General features: G+C 70.5%; 13 protein-coding genes. 8 read left to right on the plus strand and 5 right to left on the minus strand.

The features are described from left to right. Window positions 1-5 precede the first annotated feature (5 nt). The 5 genes from NON00_RS24740 to proS all read right to left on the minus strand — a co-directional run bounded on the left by NON00_RS24740 (window position 6) and on the right by proS (window position 9,097). Entirely contained in the window at window positions 6-2,096 is a 2,091-nt protein-coding gene (locus NON00_RS24740) for a methyl-accepting chemotaxis protein (RefSeq protein WP_305123281.1), read from the minus strand. A 119-nt stretch (window positions 2,097-2,215) separates the two neighbouring features. Continuing rightward, window positions 2,216-5,665 carry a DNA polymerase III subunit alpha gene (gene dnaE, locus NON00_RS09425; RefSeq protein ID WP_256020062.1) on the minus strand — a complete coding sequence of 1,150 codons (3,450 nt, stop codon included), beginning with the start codon at window positions 5,663-5,665 and terminating at the stop codon, window positions 2,216-2,218. Between the two features lie 181 nt (window positions 5,666-5,846). After that, entirely contained in the window at window positions 5,847-6,527 is a 681-nt protein-coding gene (locus NON00_RS09430) for an ABC transporter ATP-binding protein (protein ID WP_256020063.1), read from the minus strand. Then, window positions 6,520-7,779: a lipoprotein-releasing ABC transporter permease subunit gene (locus NON00_RS09435; protein ID WP_256020064.1), complete on the minus strand. Its 1,260-nt coding sequence runs from the start codon at window positions 7,777-7,779 to the stop codon at window positions 6,520-6,522. The genes NON00_RS09430 and NON00_RS09435 overlap by 8 nt, the downstream gene beginning before the upstream one ends. A 7-nt stretch (window positions 7,780-7,786) precedes the next feature. After that, the gene (gene proS, locus NON00_RS09440; RefSeq protein WP_256020065.1) at window positions 7,787-9,097 is read right to left on the minus strand and encodes a proline--tRNA ligase; all 1,311 of its coding nucleotides are present in this window, start codon (window positions 9,095-9,097) and stop codon (window positions 7,787-7,789) included. 642 nt (window positions 9,098-9,739) lie between these two features. Between proS and rpsB the strand changes: the two genes are divergently transcribed. The 8 genes from rpsB (at window position 9,740) to rseP (ending at window position 17,149) form a co-directional block, all read left to right on the plus strand. Beyond that, window positions 9,740-10,543 (plus strand): 30S ribosomal protein S2, encoded by an 804-nt coding sequence (gene rpsB / locus NON00_RS09445; protein WP_256020067.1) that lies wholly within the window; start codon window positions 9,740-9,742, stop codon window positions 10,541-10,543. A gap of 27 nt (window positions 10,544-10,570) precedes the next feature. Continuing rightward, window positions 10,571-11,482 carry a translation elongation factor Ts gene (tsf, locus tag NON00_RS09450; protein ID WP_256020068.1) on the plus strand — a complete coding sequence of 304 codons (912 nt, stop codon included), beginning with the start codon at window positions 10,571-10,573 and terminating at the stop codon, window positions 11,480-11,482. A 313-nt stretch (window positions 11,483-11,795) separates the two neighbouring features. Beyond that, on the plus strand, window positions 11,796-12,515 hold the full coding sequence (gene pyrH / locus NON00_RS09455) for a UMP kinase (RefSeq protein ID WP_256020069.1): 720 nt from the start codon (window positions 11,796-11,798) through the stop codon (window positions 12,513-12,515). A 16-nt stretch (window positions 12,516-12,531) separates the two neighbouring features. Beyond that, complete coding sequence (frr, locus tag NON00_RS09460; RefSeq protein WP_256020070.1) at window positions 12,532-13,104, plus strand: ribosome recycling factor; 573 nt, start codon at window positions 12,532-12,534, stop codon at window positions 13,102-13,104. Window positions 13,105-13,112: 8 nt separating this feature from the next. Continuing rightward, on the plus strand, window positions 13,113-13,886 hold the full coding sequence (locus NON00_RS09465; protein WP_370688693.1) for an isoprenyl transferase: 774 nt from the start codon (window positions 13,113-13,115) through the stop codon (window positions 13,884-13,886). A gap of 3 nt (window positions 13,887-13,889) precedes the next feature. Continuing rightward, window positions 13,890-14,741: a phosphatidate cytidylyltransferase gene (locus NON00_RS09470; protein ID WP_256020071.1), complete on the plus strand. Its 852-nt coding sequence runs from the start codon at window positions 13,890-13,892 to the stop codon at window positions 14,739-14,741. Continuing rightward, the gene (gene dxr / locus NON00_RS09475; protein WP_256020072.1) at window positions 14,732-15,907 is read left to right on the plus strand and encodes a 1-deoxy-D-xylulose-5-phosphate reductoisomerase; all 1,176 of its coding nucleotides are present in this window, start codon (window positions 14,732-14,734) and stop codon (window positions 15,905-15,907) included. Before NON00_RS09470 ends, dxr begins: the two co-directional genes overlap by 10 nt. A gap of 132 nt (window positions 15,908-16,039) precedes the next feature. Beyond that, complete coding sequence (gene rseP / locus NON00_RS09480; protein ID WP_370688694.1) at window positions 16,040-17,149, plus strand: RIP metalloprotease RseP; 1,110 nt, start codon at window positions 16,040-16,042, stop codon at window positions 17,147-17,149. The last annotated feature ends 31 nt before the right edge of the window (window positions 17,150-17,180 follow it).

Here is a 17,180-nt window from a genome sequence, read left to right on the forward strand (position 1 = left end):
CGCCCTCAGGCGGAGCGCACACCGCCCAGGAAACGCTCCACCCGCTCGCGCAGGCTGCGGCCGGTGCCGGAGAGTTCCCGCACCGCCTCCTGAAGCACCCCGACGGCGGAGCGCGTCTCCCGACTGCCGGCGGCGACGCCAGAGATGGAGTGGGTGACCGCCTGGGTTCCCGACGCCGCGAGCTGCACGCTGCGGGCGATCTCCTGCGTGGCCACGCTCTGCTGCTCCACCGCGGCGGCGATGGCGGCGGAGGCGTTGTCGATGCTGGCGATCCCGGCGGCGATGGCCTGCATCGCCCCCACCGTGCCGCCGGTGGCGGACTGGATCTCGGCCACCAGCTCGGCGATGCCATCCGTGGCGCGGGCCGTCTCGCTGGCGAGGCTCTTCACCTCGCTCGCCACCACGGCGAAGCCCTTGCCGGCTTCCCCGGCCCGGGCCGCCTCGATGGTGGCGTTCAGCGCCAGGAGGTTGGTCTGCTCGGCGATGCGGCGGATCAGCCCCACCACCTCGCCGATGCGCTCGGCGGCGCTGCTCAGCGCCTGGACGGAGGCGCCGCTGCGCTCCGCCTGCTCCAGCACCCCGCGCGATTCCTGGGCGGAGGCCTGCACCCGCGCCGCGATCTCGCGCACCGAGGCGCTGAGCTGCTCCGTCGCGGCGGCCACCGTGTTCACATTCTCCATGGCGGAGCCGGCGGAGCCGGAGGCGCGGCCCGCCTCGCTCTCCGCCTGCGCCGCCTGCTGCTGGAGCTGCGTCGCCGTCTGCTCCATCTGGCCGCCGGCATGGTCCAGCGCCTTCAGCGCGGCGGCCACATTGCCCTCGAACTCCTGGCAGAGCCGGGCCAGGGTGGCGGCACGCTCCGCCTCCTGGCGCTGGCGCGCCTGGTCGGCCGCGCGCATCACTTCGGCCTCGGCGGCGCCCCGGCGCTGGGCTTCCAGCGCCTCGCCCAGCTGGCGCAGCTCATCACGGGCGCGCGGCAGGGGCACGGGGGTGGCGAGGTCGCCCCCCGCGATCCGCTCCAGCGCCTGCCGCAGCTGCCCGACCGGCTGGCCCAGCCGGCGGTGCAGGATCAGCAGCACGACGAGGCCCAGCACCCCCGCCCCCGCCAGCAGCACGGCGAAGCCCGCCGTGTCCCACAGCGCGTTCTCGCGCAGGTCGCGGGCATGGGCCTGCGCCTCCTCCAGCGCGCCGATGCCGATGGCGATGAGCAGCGGGTAGGGGGTGGCGCAGCGATCCGTCCAGGCGATGGCCGACATCAGTGGCTGCCCGCCCGCGCTCTCCAGGCGGGCGAAGTTCTGGGTGATCCATTGCTGGGTGGCCTCCACCTCCGCCTTCGCCGCCTGATAGGCGGTGCGCAGCCGGGCGGGGGCATCGGCGCGGCGCAGCAGCCCCTCCAGCTGCTCCGCCGCCAGCCCGTAGCGCGCGCGCAGCCGCCCCAGCTCCGCCTGCACCGCGGGGGTGGGGGGGCGGCCGGTCAGGATGGTGGCGCGCGTCGCGGTACATTGCGCGCCATAGGAGGAGCGCCCCTCCCAGGCCGCCTGCCGCACCGCCACCAGCTCGGCGAAGGTGCCATCCGTCAGCCGCATCTCGGTGGAGAGGATTTCGCCCAGCCGGGTCAGCGCCTCCGACACCACGCGCCCGGCCAGGAGGACCTTGTTCACCTCCTGCGCGCTCCGCTGGGCCATCGGGCGGTCGGCCTGTTGCAGCGTCGCGGCATAGCCGCGCGCCAGCTCATCCAGGCTGGCGCGCACCGGGCCGAGCGCCGCGCGCTCCTCCTCCGGCCGGCCCCGCGCCCCCTCCAGCGCCACCATCGTCTCGCGCAGCATGGTCTCCAGCGGGCGGAAGCGGCGCTCCATCTCGTCGCGCGGCTGCTCCATGCCCTGGGCCAGGGTCACCAGGTCGCCGGCCACGGTGCGGGTCTGCTGCATGGCCATGAAGGCCAGCCGGTCCAGCTCCGCCGTCTGCACGGCGCGCTCGGCGCGGGTGAAACGGCCATAGCCGTCCAGCAGCATCATGCCGGAGAGCAGGAGGACCGCTGCTAAAGGCACCGCGCAGAGGCACCCCAGCAGGGTGACGATGGAATGGCGTGACATCACCATGGCGGCCCTGCCCCCCGGAAATCCGCCTCTCGGATATCAGGCCGGTCGTAAAGGAAGGATGGAGCGCCCCTTTTTCCCCCTGGCTTGCTTTCCCCCGGCCTCTTTTCCCCTGGCCCGGCTCAGCCGGCCTCCACCTGGGCGATGCCCGGCACCACCTTCAGCGCCTGCGCCAGCCGGGGGGAGACATTCCAGCTGCCGGGCAGCATGACTTCCAGCTCCTGCCCCTCGCCCAGCCGCGGGATGAGCACGACGCGGCCACGCCCCTGGCCCTCGCGCAGCAGCATCTCGCGCACCGGCTCCACGGCGGCGGCATCCTCGATCCAGAGGCGGATCTGCTGGCCGATGCCGCTCGCCGCCTTGTCCAGTTCCTCGATGCCCTGGGCGGTCAGGCGCAGCGTCTCGCCCTCCATCCGCGCCTCGCAGGTGACGAGCACGGCATGGCCCTCGGTGAGGATCGGCCGGGCGCGCAGCAGCACCTCGGAGAACAGCGTCACCTCCGTGCTGCCGCTGGCGTCGGAGAGCCGCAGCCAGGCCATGCGGCTGCCGGTGCGGGTGGTGCGCTCCTTGCTGTTCACCACCGTGCCGGCCAGCTTCAGGATGCCCGCCCCCGCCTCGGCCTTGACCTGCAACTGGGCGATCGGCGTCACCCGCAGCTTCTTCAGCACCTCGCGATAGGTGTCGAGCGGATGGGCCGACAGATGAAAGCCCACCGCCTCCGCCTCCTGCGTCAGCCGTTCCAGCTCCGGCCAGTCCGCCACATTGGGCAGGCGCAGCGGCTCGGGCCGGGCATCGCCGCCGCCGAACAGGCCGATCTGGCTGGAATTGCGCTCCTCCGCCGCCGCCTGGGCGCGGCGCAGGATGACCTCGGCCCCCATCGTCATCTTCGCCCGGTTCTTCTCCAGGCTGTCGAAGGCGCCGGCGCGGGCGAGGTTCTCCAGCTGCATCTTGTTCAGCAGCTTGGGGTCCACCCGCCCGGCGAATTCGGCGATGGAGCGGAACGGCCCCTTCGCATCCCGCGCCCGCACCAGGTCCTTCATCGCCTGGAGGCCGACGCGCTTGACCGCGGCCAGGGCGAAGCGGATGGCCTCCCGCCCGTCCTCCAGCCGCTCCATGCGGAAATCGGCGGCGGAGCGGTTCACATCCGGCGGCAGCACCGGAATGCCAAGGCGCGAGGCCTCCTGCATGTGGTTGGCCAGCTTCTCCGTCTTGTCCATGTCGAAGGTCATGGAGGCGGCGAGGAAGGCCACCGGGTGGTTCGCCTTCAGATAGGCGGTGTGGTAGGCGACCAGCGCATAGGCGGCGGCATGCGACTTGTTGAAGCCGTATTCCGCGAACTTCTCCATCAGGTCGAAGATCTCGCCGGCCTTGTCCTCCGGCACGCCGTTCTTCACCGCGCCATCGACGAAGATTTTTCTCTGTGCCTCCATCTCGGAGCGGATCTTCTTGCCCATGGCGCGGCGCAGCAGGTCGGCGCCGCCGAGCGAATAGCCCGCCACGTCCTGGCTGATCTGCATGACCTGCTCCTGGTAGACCAGGATGCCATAGGTCTCCTCGACGAGGTGGCGCATGGCCGGGTGCACCGGCTCCCACTTCTCGCCATGCTTGCGGGCGCAGTAGGCCGGGATATTGGCCATCGGCCCCGGGCGGTAGAGCGAGACGGCGGCGATCAGGTCCTCGAAGCGGTCCGGGCGCATCATGCGCAGGCAGTCCCGCATGCCCTGGCCTTCGAACTGGAACACCCCGGCCGAGTCTCCCTTGGCCAGCATGTCGTAGGTGCGCCTGTCGTCCAGCGGCAGGGTGGCGAGGTCGATGGTGATGCCCTGCTCCGCCAGCATCTCCACCGCGCGCTGCAGCACCGTCAGCGTCTTCAGGCCGAGGAAGTCGAACTTCACCAGCGAGGCATTCTCCACGTATTTCATGGAGTACTGCGTCACCAGCATGTCGGAGCGCGGGTCGCGGTAGAGCGCCACGGTGTCGATCAGCGGCTTGCGCCCGATGACGACGCCGGCGGCATGGGTGGAGGCGTTGCGGTAGAGCCCCTCCAGCACCAGCGCCGTCTCCATCAGGCGGTCCACCATCTCATCCGCCTGGCGCATCTCCTGCAGGCGCGGCTCGCCATCCAGCGCCTGTTGCAGCGTCACCGGCTTGGCCGGGTTGAAGGGGATCAGCTCGGCGATCTTGTTGACCTGCCCATAGGGCATGCCCATGACGCGCCCCACATCGCGCACCACCGCCTTGGCCTGGAGGCGGCCGAAGGTGATGATCTGCGCCACCCGGTCCTCGCCATATTCGCGGCGGACATACTGGATGACCTCGTCGCGCCGCTCCTGGCAGAAGTCGATGTCGAAATCCGGCATCGAGACGCGCTCAGGGTTCAGGAAGCGCTCGAAGAGCAGGCCGAAGCGCAGCGGGTCGAGGTCGGTGATGGTCAGCGCCCAGGCGGCCACCGAGCCGGCGCCCGAGCCGCGCCCCGGCCCCACCGGAATGCCGTGCTCCTTCGCCCACTGGATGAAGTCGGCCACGATCAGGAAGTAGCCCGAGAAGCCCATCTTCTCGATGATGTCGAGCTCGAATTCCAGCCGGCTGCGGTAGGTGGGGCGCTCCGCCTCCGGCGTCGCCTGGGCGTCCAGCCGCGCCTCCAGGCCGCGCCGGGCCATGTCGCGCACCGTCTCGGCCTCGGTCATGCCGGGCTGCACCTTGGGGCAGATCGGCAGTTCCGGCTTGCGCGTCTCGGCCATGATGGCGCAGCGCCGGGCGATGGCCAGGGTGTTGTCACAGGCCTCGGGCAGGTCCTTGAACAGCGCCCGCATCGCCTCGGCCGACTTGAAGAAATGCTCCGGCGTGACGCGGCGGCGGTCCGGCTCGGCCAGGGTGCGGCCCTCGGCGATGCAGAGCAGCGCGTCATGCGCCTCGTACATCTCGGGCTTGGCGAAGTAGATGTCGTTGGCGGCGGCCAGCGGCAGGCCGGCGGCATCGGCCAGCGCCACCAGCGCCGGGTCCAGCGCGCGCTCGATCTCCAGCCCGTGGCGCGTCAGCTCCACCACCAGCCGGTCCCCGCCGAAGCTTTCTTTCAGTTCTTCCAGCAGGCGCAGCGCGGCGTCGCGGCGGCCTTCCAGCAACAGCCGGCCGAGCGGGCCCGTGGTGCTCGGCCCCGTCAGCAGGGTGACGCCGGCGGCGTGTTCCTTCAGCAGTTCCAGCGTGACGGTGGGGCGGCCCGAGGCGTCGTCACGCAGGAAGCCCTTGGAGGAGAGGCGCTGCACATTCTCCAGCCCCTCGGCATTCATGGCCAGGGCCACCACCGGGTCCGGCGGCAGGCGCAGCACCTCGGCCCGGTCATCGGCGGCGCCGCGGGTGAGGAAGAGCTGGCAGCCCATGATGGGCTGCACCCCCTTGCCCGAGCAGGCCTTGGAGAATTCCAGCGCGCCGAACATATTGGCCGTGTCCGTCAGCGCCACGGCGGGCATGCCCTGCGCCTTCGCCAGATCGGCCAGCTTCTCCGCCTTGATCGCCCCCTCGGCGAGGGAATAGGCGGAATGGACATGCAGGTGGACAAAGGCGCCGGTGCTCATGCCTGGCAGTCTAGCACAGGCGGGAACGCCTTGGAGGCAGAGAGAGTCTTCGTTCTTTTTTGAAAAAAAGAACCAAAAAACTTTTCTCCGTTTGGCGTCCCGCCGTGCCGGGAGACGGCGGCAGCCTGAAAAAGTCTTTTTGCTTCTTTTTCTTCAGAAAAAGAAGATTATTTTATAATTTTCAAAGACCTACAATCTTCCCGTCGCGCAGCGTCACCACACGGTCCATGCGCGCCGCCAGTTCCGGATTATGGGTGGCGATCAGCGCCGCGACGCCGGCGCCGCGCACGGCCTCCAGCAATTCGGCGAAGACGCGGTCGGAGGTGGCGACGTCCAGGTTGCCGGTCGGCTCATCGGCCAGCAGCAGGCCGGGGCGGTTGGCCAGGGCGCGGGCGATGGCCACGCGCTGCTGCTCGCCGCCCGAGAGGCGGCCCGGGCGATGGCCCTCGCGGCCGGACAGGCCGAAGCGGGCCAGGAGTTCGGTGGCGCGGGCGGTGGCGGGCTTTTCCGCCGTGCCCACCGCCATCTGCGGCAGCACCACGTTTTCCAGCGCGGTGAATTCCGGCAGCAGGTGGTGGAACTGGTAGACGAAGCCGATGGCGCGGCCGCGCAGGGCGCTGCGCGCCTCGTCCTTCAGGGTGCCGGTGGGCTGGCCACTGACAAACACCTCCCCGGCATCGGGGCGTTCCAGCAGCCCGGCGAGGTGCAGCAGGGTGGATTTGCCGGTGCCGGAGGGCGCCACCAGCGCGACGATCTCCCCGGCGGAGAGGGTCAGCTCGGCGCCGCGCAGCACGGGGAGTTCCCCGGCCTCGGTGCGGAAGCGGCGCTCGACGGCGGCGAGGTGCAGGCGCGTCTCACTCATTGCGCAGGGCCTCCACCGGGTCGGTCTTCGCGGCGCGCCAGGAGGGGTAGAGCGTGGCCAGCAGCGAGAGGCCGAGGCCCATCAGCACCACCTGCACCACCTCCTGCGGGTTCACCACGGCGGGCAGGCGGGTGAGGAAATAGACCTCGGGGCTGAAGAGCTGCGTGCCGGTCAGCGCCTGGAGGGCCTGCCGGATGCTCTCGATATTGAGGCAGAAGACGAGGCCGAGGGCGAAGCCGATGCCCGTGCCCAGCACGCCGATCGAGGTGCCGCAGATCAGGAAGACCCGCATGATGGCGCCGCGCGTGGCGCCCATGGTGCGCAGGATGGCGATGTCCCGCCCCTTGTCCTTCACCAGCATGATCAGCGAGGAGACGATGTTGAAGGCCGCCACCACGATGATGAGGGTGAGGATGAGGAACATCACGTTCCGCTCCACCTGCACGGCGGCGAAGAAGGAGGAATTGGCCGCCTGCCAGTCCAGCACCCGCACCGGCTGGGTCAGGCCGCGCAGGATCTCGCGCGTCACGGCGCGGACATTGTCCGGGTCCCGCGCGAAGACCTCGATCTGCGAGACGGAGTCGCGCATCTGGAAGAAGAGCTGCGCCGCCGGCAGGGGCAGGAAGACGTAGCTGCTGTCATATTCGTTCATCCCCGCCTCGAACAGCGCGGCCACGGTGTAGGTCTTCATCCGGGGCACGGTGCCGATGACGGTGGTGCGCCCCTGCGGCGCCACCAGGGTGATCCGCCCGCCCACTCCGAGGCCCAGCTTCTGGGCGAGGCGGGTGCCGATCAGGATGGTGTCCTCGCCCTGGAAGGCGTCGAGGCTGCCGGCGCGGATATTGCCGGCCAGCAGCGGGCGGGCGCGCAGGTCCTCGGGGCGGATGCCGCGGGCCAGGCCGCCGGCGGCGCCGCCGGCATCGCTGGTGAGCAGCACCTGCCCCTCGACGATGGGGGTGGCGCTGGCCACCCCCGCCATCTGCCGCACGCGGGCGGCGATGTCGTCATAGTCGCGCAGGCCGCCGCCCGGGCCGGAGGCGGCGGCATAGACGCCGAGATGCCCGTTCAGCCCGAGGATGCGGCCCAGCAATTCCTGCCGGAAGCCGTTCATCACGCTCATGACGATGATGAGCGTGGCGACCCCCAGCGCGATGCCCACCAGCGAGAAGGTGGCGATGACCGAGACGAAGCGCTCGCCCTTGCGCGCCCGCAGGTAGCGGAACGCGACCTTCCGCTCGAAGGCCCCGAACATGGTGCCGTTACTTCCCGAGGATCTGCGCCAGCGCGGCCTCGAGGGAGACCTCCTGCCGCTCGCCGGTGGCGCGGCGCTTCAGCTCGATGATGCCCTTGGCGGCGCCGCGCGGGCCGATGATGGCCTGCCACGGATAGCCGGCGAGGTCGGCATCGGCGAACTTCACGCCCGCGCGCTCGCCGCGGTCGTCATAGACGGCCTCGGTGCCGAGGGCGGCGTAGAGCGTCTCGCACAGCGCATCCGCCGCCGCGTCGCCCGGCTTGAGGTTGAGGATGGCGCAGCGGAAGGGGGCCACGGCGTCCGGCCACTTGATGCCGGCCTCGTCGTGGTTGGCCTCGATCAGCGCGCCGAGCAGGCGGGAGACGCCGATGCCGTAGCTGCCCATCTGCGGGACCAGCGGGTTGCCATCCGGCCCGGCGACGGTGAGGCCCATCGACTTCGAATACTTCTCACCGAAGTAGAAGATGTGGCCCACCTCGATGCCGCGGGCGGAGACCTGGTTTTCCGCGCCGATGGCGTTCCAGGCGGCCTCGTCGTGCATCTCGTCGGTGGCGGCGTAGCGGCTGGTCCAGAAATTCACGGTTGGGTCCAGGTCGCCCTCATAATCGGGCTTCTGGGCCAGCACGTCGAAATCCAGCAGGTCCTTGTGGAGGTAGACCTGGCTCTCGCCCGTCTCCGCCAGGATGATGAATTCATGGGAGAGGTCGCCGCCGATGGGGCCGGTATCGGCGCGCATCGGGATGGCCTTCAGCCCCATCCGCGCGAAGGTGCGCAGATAGGCCACGAACATCTTCTTGTAGGAGAGGCGGGCGGCCTCGGCGTCCAGGTCGAAGGAGTAGGCATCCTTCATCAGGAATTCGCGGCCGCGCATCACGCCGAAGCGGGGGCGGATCTCGTCGCGGAACTTCCACTGGATGTGGTAGAGGTTGCGCGGCAGGTCGCGGTAGGAGCGGGCATAGGACTTGAAGATGTCGGTGACCATTTCCTCGTTGGTCGGGCCGAAGAGCATCTCCCGGTCATGCCGGTCGGTGATGCGGAGCATCTCCTTGCCGTAGTCGTCGTAGCGGCCGGACTGGCGCCAGAGCTCGGCGCTCTGGATGGTCGGCATGAGGATTTCCTGGGCGCCTGCGGCGTCCTGCTCCTCGCGCACGATCTGGCTCACCTTCTGCAGCACGCGCAGGCCGAGCGGCAGCCAGGCATAGATGCCCGCCGAGGTCTGGCGGATCATGCCGGCGCGCAGCATCAGCTTGTGCGAGGCGATCGAGGCCTCTGCGGGAACTTCTTTGAGGGTCGGCAGGAAGGCGCGGGAGAGGCGCAAGGGATCAGCTCCGGTCGGCTAGGACGGGCGGAAGGTAGAGGCGCGCGGCCCGTTATGCCAGGGGGAGAGCCGTGGGGAGAGGAGCAGGGAGAGGAGCAGGGAGAGCCTGGGGGGGGGGAGTGAGCCGATGGGTCTTACCGTGATGTGGCGTCGTGAAAATGCGCCGCATTGTGTGAATTGAAAAACCATAAATATTAATATAAATATTACCAGAAATGAAAATAATTAATTTAAAATACAAATTTATCTGAAAGAAGTTTTTGCTTCTTTTTTTCAAAAAGAAGAAAATTTCTTAATTTTTCTTCTGGCCGATCGGCGATGGCCCCTCGCTCATGATCCCGCCGGGCGTCGCTGACGCGGAGGGGGTGGTTCTGCCGCGGCTGGCGGCGATCAGGGCCTCGGCATCGCTGGCCCGGAGCGCCGGGCGGGGGTGGCGTGGCCTCGGTGGGGCAGCCATTCCTTGCCAGCCGGGGCCTTGCCCTCTATACCCCGGCGCGCCGGCGCGGGACGTCCCCTGCGCCGGCAAATCCGCACGCGGTGCGCCCTTCCATCCTGTCCTGGGATGCCTGGGTCCGGTCCCCCGAGAGGGGGGTAAGCGCCGCGGAGGCTCAACCGGACGTGTTTTGAAGGAAGGCGCTTCCCATGGCGATGCCCGAAGTTTCCCTGCGTCAGCTGCTCGAGGCCGGTGTCCATTTTGGCCACCACACCCGCCGCTGGAACCCGCGCATGGCGCCGTTCATCTTCGGTGTGCGCAACCAGGTCCACATCCTGGACCTGCAGCAGACCGTGCCGATGATGGACCGCGCGCTGCGCGCCATCCGTGACGTCGTGGCCGGCGGTGGCCGCGTGCTGTTCGTCGGCACCAAGAAGTCCGCCGCCGAGTATGTGGCCGAGGCGGCCACCCGCTGCGGCCAGTATTATGTGAACCACCGTTGGCTCGGCGGCATGCTGACCAACTGGAAGACCATCACCGGCTCCATCAAGCGCCTGAAGCAGATGGACGAGCAGCTGGCCGGCAACACCCAGGGCCTCACCAAGAAGGAAGTCCTGATGCTGACGCGCGAGCGCGAGAAGCTCGACCGCGCGCTGGGCGGCATCCGGGAGATGGGCGGCCTGCCGGACATCATCTTCGTCATCGACGTGGTGAAGGAGAAGCTGGCGATCGAGGAAGCCAACAAGCTGGGCATCCCGGTGGTCGCCGTGGTCGACTCCAACGCCGACCCCGAGGGCGTGGCTTTCCCGATCCCGGGCAATGACGACGCCATCCGCGCCATCAACCTGTACTGCGACATGGTCGCCGCCGCCGTGTTCGATGGCATCAGCGCCGAGCTGCAGGCCTCCGGCGTGGATCTGGGCGCGGTCGAGGAGCTGCCGGCTGAAGAGCTGGCCGCTGTCGAGGAAGCCGAGGGCGCGGCCGAGGCCGGCGAAGCCCAGGCCCAGGCCTAATCCAGACTGCCAGACAGGAGCATTCCCATGGCTGAGATCACCGCCGCGATGGTGCGCGACCTGCGCGAGAAGACCGGCGCGGGCATGATGGACTGCAAGAAGGCCCTGGTGGAGAACAATGGCGACGCCGAGGCGGCGATCGACTGGCTGCGCAAGAAGGGCCTCGCCGCCGCGGCGAAGAAGTCCGGCCGCGTCGCCGCCGAGGGCCTGGTCGGCACCGCCACCGGCCCGCAGGTGGGCGCGATGGTCGAGGTGAATGCCGAGACCGACTTCGTGGCCCGCAACGAGCTGTTCCAGAACTTCGTCGCCGAGGTGGCCGGCCTGGTCCTCTCCGTCGGCGAGGATGTGGAGAAGCTGAAGGCCGCGACCTATCCGGGCACCACCCACTCGGTGCAGGACGAGCTGACGCGCCTGATCGCCACGATCGGCGAGAACATGTCGATCCGCCGCGCCAGGCGCTTCACCGTGCCGTCCGGCTCGGTGGCCTCCTATGTCCACTCGGCGGTCAAGCCGGGCCTGGGCAAGATCGGCGTGCTGGTCGCGCTCGAGGCGCCCTCGGAGATCGAGGCGCTGGAGTCGCTCGGCCGCCAGATCGGCATGCATGTCGCCGCCACCCGCCCCGAGGCGCTGGACATCTCGGCCGTTGACCCCTCCGCCCTGGAGCGGGAGAAGGCCGTGCTGAGCGAGCAGGCCGCGGCTTCCGGCAAGCCGGCCGCGATCATCGAGAAGATGGTCGAGGGCCGCGTCCGCAAGTACTACGAGGAAGTGGTGCTGCTGGAGCAGGTGTGGGTGCATGACGGCGAGAGCCGCGTGAAGGCCGTCGTGCAGAAGGCCGGCGCCAAGCTGACGGGCTTCGCCCGCTTCCAGCTGGGCGAGGGCATCGAGAAGCAGACGAGCGACTTCGCCGCCGAGGTTGCCGCCGCCGCCGGCACGGTCTGAGACCGCGCTGAAAGACCCGATCGGGGGTGCCGGCCCAGGGCCGGCGCCCCCTTTCGCCTGACCGGGTTGCCTGGCTGGATCGCCTGACTGGGTTGCCTGACTGGGTTGCCTCATCGGGCGCCGCCGCATCCACCCCTGGCCGGGGCGGGAGGCGTGCCGCCCGCGCGGGGGCTCCGGGCCTGTCATGTCCTCCCTGGCCATGCCTGCCTTGGCCCGTGCCTGCCCTTGCCCCGCACCGGGGGGCTGCCTATCGTGCCGCGCCCCGTCCCCTTGTTTTTGCGCCCCCACGCCTCTTGCCGCCGGAACCGCCATCATGCCCGCCCCCATCTATAAGCGCGTCCTGCTCAAGCTCTCGGGCGAGGCTCTGATGGGCAGCCGGGAATATGGCCTGGACAACGCCACGGTCCGCGCCATCGCGCAGGACATCAAGGGCGTGGTGGAGCTGGGTGTCGAGGTCTGCGTCGTGGTGGGCGGTGGCAACATCTTCCGCGGCGTCGCCGGCGCCTCCTCCGGCATGGAGCGGGCGCAGGCGGACAGCATGGGCATGCTCGCCACGGTGATGAACGCCCTGGCCATGCAGAGCGCGCTGGAGCGGCTGAACGTGCCGACGCGCGTGCAGTCCGCCATTCCGATGAGCAGCGTCTGCGAGCCCTTCATCCGCCGCCGCGCCGAGCGGCATATGGAGAAGGGGCGGGTGGTGATCTTCGCCGCCGGCTCGGGCAACCCCTTCTTCACCACCGATACCGCCGCCGCGCTGCGCGCCGCCGAGATGCGCTGCGACGCCCTGTTCAAGGGCACGCAGGTGGATGGCGTCTATTCCGCCGACCCGCGCAAGAACCCGCAGGCCGAGCGTTACGTGACCCTGACCTATCTCGACATGCTGGCGCGCGATCTGGCGGTGATGGATGCCGCCGCGATCAGCCTGGCGCGCGAGAACAAGCTGCCGATCATCGTCTTCAACATCCATGAGCCGGGCGCCTTCACCGCCGTGATGCAGGGCGAGGGCCGCTTCACCACGGTCGTGGACCAGTAAGAAGGAGGGCCGCGCCATGGCCGCACCTGCCGATCTGAAGTCGCTCAAGCAGGACCTCACCCGCCGGATGGACGGCGCGCTGGAGGTGCTGAAGAAGGAATTCTCCGGCCTGCGCACCGGCCGGGCCTCGCCCGCGCTGCTGGAGCCGATCCGCGTCGAGGTCTATGGCGCGAACCAGCCGCTGAGCCAGGTGGCCAATATCTCCGTGGGCGGCCCCGGCCTGCTCTCCGTGCAGGTGTGGGACCGCTCGGCCGCCAAGGCGGTGGAGATCGCCATCCGTGACTCCGGCCTCGGGCTGAACCCGCAGGCCGAGGGGCAGGTGATCCGCGTGCCGCTGCCGCCGCTGACGCAGGAGCGCCGCAACGAGCTGGCCAAGCAGGCGCACAAATATGCCGAGGCCGCCAAGGTGGCCGCCCGTGGCGTGCGCCGTGACGGCATGGAGCAGATCAAGGCCTGGGAAAAGAAGTCCGAGATCGGCAAGGACGACGCGGCCAAGTGGTCCGACGAGGTGCAGAAGCTGACCGACCAGATCATCAAGAAGGTCGACGAGCTGCTGGCCGAGAAGGAAAAGGACATCAAGGCGGTCTGAGCCGGAGCATGAGCGCGGCGCCCCTCAATCATCCGCAGGCCGGCGCCGCCCTGGCGATGCCCGCCCCCGCCGGGCCGCAGGCCGGCCCGGTGCATGTCGGCCTCATCATGGACGGCAACCGCCGCTGGGCGAAGGCGCGCGGCCTGCCGCGCGCCCTCGGCCACAAGGCGGGGGTGGAGGCGGTGCGCCGCACCGTCCAGGCCGCCGCCGATTCCGGCATTGGCTGGCTGACCCTCTTCGCCTTTTCCTCCGAGAACTGGCAACGCTCGGCCGATGAGGTGCGCGACCTCACCGGCCTGCTGCGCCTCTACCTCCGGCTGGAGGTGGCGACGCTGGCGAAGAATGGCGTGCGGCTGCGCGTCATCGGCGAGCGGGAGCGCTTCGGCCCCGAGACCATGGCCGCCATCGAGGAGGCCGAGGCCGCCACGGCCCACAACACCCGGCTGAACCTGACGGTCGCGCTCTCCTATGGCGCGCGGGCGGAGATCGCCGCCGCGGCGCGCGCCCTGGCGGCCGAGGTCGCCGCCGGCCGGCTGGCGCCGGAGGCGGTGGACGAGGCCGCCCTGGCCGCCCGCCTGACCACCGCCGGCATGCCGGACCCGGACCTGATCATCCGCACCTCGGGGGAGCAGCGCCTGTCCAACTTCCTGCTGTGGCAGGCGGCCTATGCCGAGTTCGTCTTCCTGGACGTGCTGTGGCCCGATTTCGAGGCGGAGCATCTGGCGCAGGCCGTGGCCGAGTTCCGCCGCCGCCATCGCCGCTTCGGCTCCGGCGCGGGCTGAACCATGGCCCAGGCTGATTCCGCCAGGCGCTGGCGTGACCTGAAGAAGCGCGCCCTTTCCGCCGCCGTGCTGGGGCCGGGCGCCCTGCTGTGCATCTGGCTCGGCGCCTTTCCCTGGACGGCGCTGATGACGCTGGCCATCGCCCTGCTCTCCTGGGAGTGGGTGCGGCTCTGCGGGCTGCGCAGCCGGGCCTGGCCGGGCATGGCGGTGCCGGCCTCGGTGGGGCTGGCCTGCGCCTGTTCCGTCTTCTCGCTGCCGGTGCCGGGGCTGGCGGTGCTGGGGCTGGGCTTCCTCGCCACCTGGCTGGCCGCGCCGCGCCTCTTCCGGGGCGAGGGGCCGCCGCCCCCCGCCGGCTGGCTGGCGCTCGGCGTGCTCTATATCGGCCTTGCCGGCATCGCGCTGATCGAGCTGCGGCATGACAATGAGGCGGGGCGCAACAACGTCCTCTTCCTCATCTCCGTGGTCTGGGCCAGCGATATCGGCGCCTATATGGTGGGCCGGCTGCTGGGCGGGCCGAAGCTGGCGCCCGCCATCTCCCCGGGCAAGACCTGGTCCGGCGCGGCGGGGGGGCTGCTCTCCACCATGCTGGTGGGCTGGCTGGTGGCCGATTTCCTGGTGCCCGGCAACCCGCCGGCGCTGAAGGTGCTGCTGGTGGCGGCGCTGCTCGGCATCGCCACGCAGCTCGGCGACCTGCTGGAGAGCGGGGCGAAGCGCCGCTTCGGCGTCAAGGATTCTTCTCAGTTGATCCCCGGCCATGGCGGGGTGCTGGACCGGCTGGACGGGCTGCTGGCCGCCGCCCCGGTGGCGGCGCTGCTGGCCTTCGCCGTGGGCTACGGGGTGCCGCTGTGGCGGTGACGGGCCCCCGCCGCGTCACCCTCCTGGGCAGCACCGGCTCGGTCGGGCGCAGCACCGTGGCGCTGCTCGACGCCGCCGCGCCGGGGGAATTCCTGGTGGAGGCGCTGGTGGCCGGGCGCGACGCCGCCGGGCTGGCGGAGCAGGCGCTGCGCCTGCGCCCCGCCCTCGCCGTGCTGGCCGAGGAGGCTGCCCTGCCGGAGCTGCGCGCCCGGCTGGCGGGCAGCGGCATCGCCTGCGCCGCCGGCCGCGCCGCCGTGCTGGAAGCCGCCGCCCGCCCGGCGGACTGGACCATGGCCGCCATTGTCGGCGCCGCCGGGCTGGGGCCGGTGCTGGCCGCGCTCGGCCATGGCGGCACGCTGGCGCTGGCCAACAAGGAGGCGCTGGTCTGCGCCGGGGATCTGGTGCTGGAGGCGGCGCGCCGCCACGGCGCCACCCTGCTGCCGGTGGATTCCGAGCACAACGCCATCTTCCAGGTGCTGGAGGCCGCCGACCCGGCGGCGATCGAGCGCATCATCCTCACCGCCTCGGGTGGGCCCTTCCGCGAGGCCAGCCGCGAGCAGATGGCGCGCGCCACGCCGGAACAGGCGGTGCGCCACCCCGTCTGGTCGATGGGCGCCAAGATCAGCATCGATTCCGCCACCATGATGAACAAGGGGCTGGAGCTGATCGAGGCGGCGCGCCTTTTCCCGGTGCCGGAGGCGCGGCTCGGCGTGCTGGTCCACCCGCAATCGGCGGTGCACGGGCTGGTGCAGTATCGCGACGGCTCGCTGCTGGCGCAGATGGGCACGCCGGACATGCGCACCCCCATCGCCCATGCCCTGGCCTGGCCGCGCCGCATGGCGGTGGAGCTGCCGCGCCTCGACCTCGCCGCGCTGGGGCGGCTGGACTTCGCCGAGCCGGATCTCGCGCGCTTTCCGGCACTGCGGCTGGCGCGTGAAGCCTTGCGGGCGGGCAGCGGAGCCCCCACCATTCTGAATGCCGCGAATGAGGTGGCGGTGGGGCTGTTCCTGGAACGGCGCCTCGGCTTCCTCGACATCGCCGCGGTGGTGGAGGAGAGCCTCACGGCGCTGGGCGCGCCGGTGGTGCCCGACCTCGACGCCGTGCTGGCGCTGGACGCGGCGGCCCGCCAGGATGCCCTGGCCCGCGCGGCACGCCGCGCCGCCTGATGGCCTGCGGCACGCCGCGCCGCCTGAGGGTGTGCGGCACGCCGTGCCGCCTGAGGGGCGCCGCCTGACCTGCGCGGCGCGCCGTGCGACTGAACCCAGGCCCCGCCGCCGCGCGGGGCAGGAGACGCGACCTTGGACCTGCTGCCTGAGCCCTTCCGCTCGATCATCGCCTTCATCGTGGTGCTCGGCGTGCTCGTCTTCATCCATGAGCTGGGGCACTACCTCGCCGCCCGCTGGCGCGGGGTGCATGTGGAGGTGTTCTCCATCGGCTTCGGCCGGGTGATCCACAGCTGGACGGACCGGCGCGGCACGGAATGGCGGCTCTCCTGGCTGCCGCTCGGCGGCTTCGTGAAGCTGCACGGGCAGGAAGGCCCGGCCGACGCCACCCCTGAGCAGCGCGCCGCCTGGCGGGAGGGGCAGACCTTCCACGACAAGCCGGTGCGCGACCGCGCCATCGTCGTCGCCGCCGGGCCCATCGCCAACTTCCTGCTGGCGGCGGTGCTGTTCGGTGGGCTCTACATGACCATGGGCCAGCCGCAGCCGACGGCCAGCGTCGGCAATGTGGTGGCCGGCAGCGCCGCCGAGCAGGCCGGGCTGCGCCCCGGGGACCGGATCCTCGCCCTCGACGGCACGTCGGTGACGCGCTTCGAGCAGGTGCAGGCCCATATCCAGCCCCGCGCCGGGCGGGAGGTCAGTATCCTCCTCCGCCGCGACGGGCAGGAGATGACCCTGCGCGCCATCCCGGCGGCGCGGGAGGAGGGCGGCAAGACCCTTGGCGTCCTCGGCATCGCCGGCGGCGCGCCGGAATTCATCCGCATGGACCCGGTGAGCGCCCTGGCCGCTGGCACGGCCCAGACCTGGGATGTGACGGTGCAGACCCTGGCCGGGCTCTGGCAGATGATCGCCGGGGAGCGCGGCACGCAGGATCTCGGCGGGCCGCTGCGCATCGCCCAGCTCTCCGGGCAGGTGGCGCAGCTGGGCATCGCCAGCCTCGTCTCCTTCATGGCGGTGCTGTCGGTCAATCTGGCGCTGATCAACCTCTTCCCGATTCCCGTGCTGGATGGCGGCCATCTGCTCTTCTACGCCGCCGAGGCCATCCGCGGCCGCCCGCTGCCGCCGCGCGCCATCGAATATGGCTTCCGCGCCGGCTTCGCCGTGCTGGCCATGCTGTTCCTCTTCGCGACCTGGAATGACCTGTCCAATCTCGGCGTGGTGCGCTGGGTGGTTGGGCTGATCGGCTGAGGCCCTTGAGGGGGCTTTGCCCCCTCAAACT

The organism is Roseomonas sp. GC11 (assembly GCF_024437745.1).
Lineage (GTDB): Bacteria > Pseudomonadota > Alphaproteobacteria > Acetobacterales > Acetobacteraceae > Pseudoroseomonas.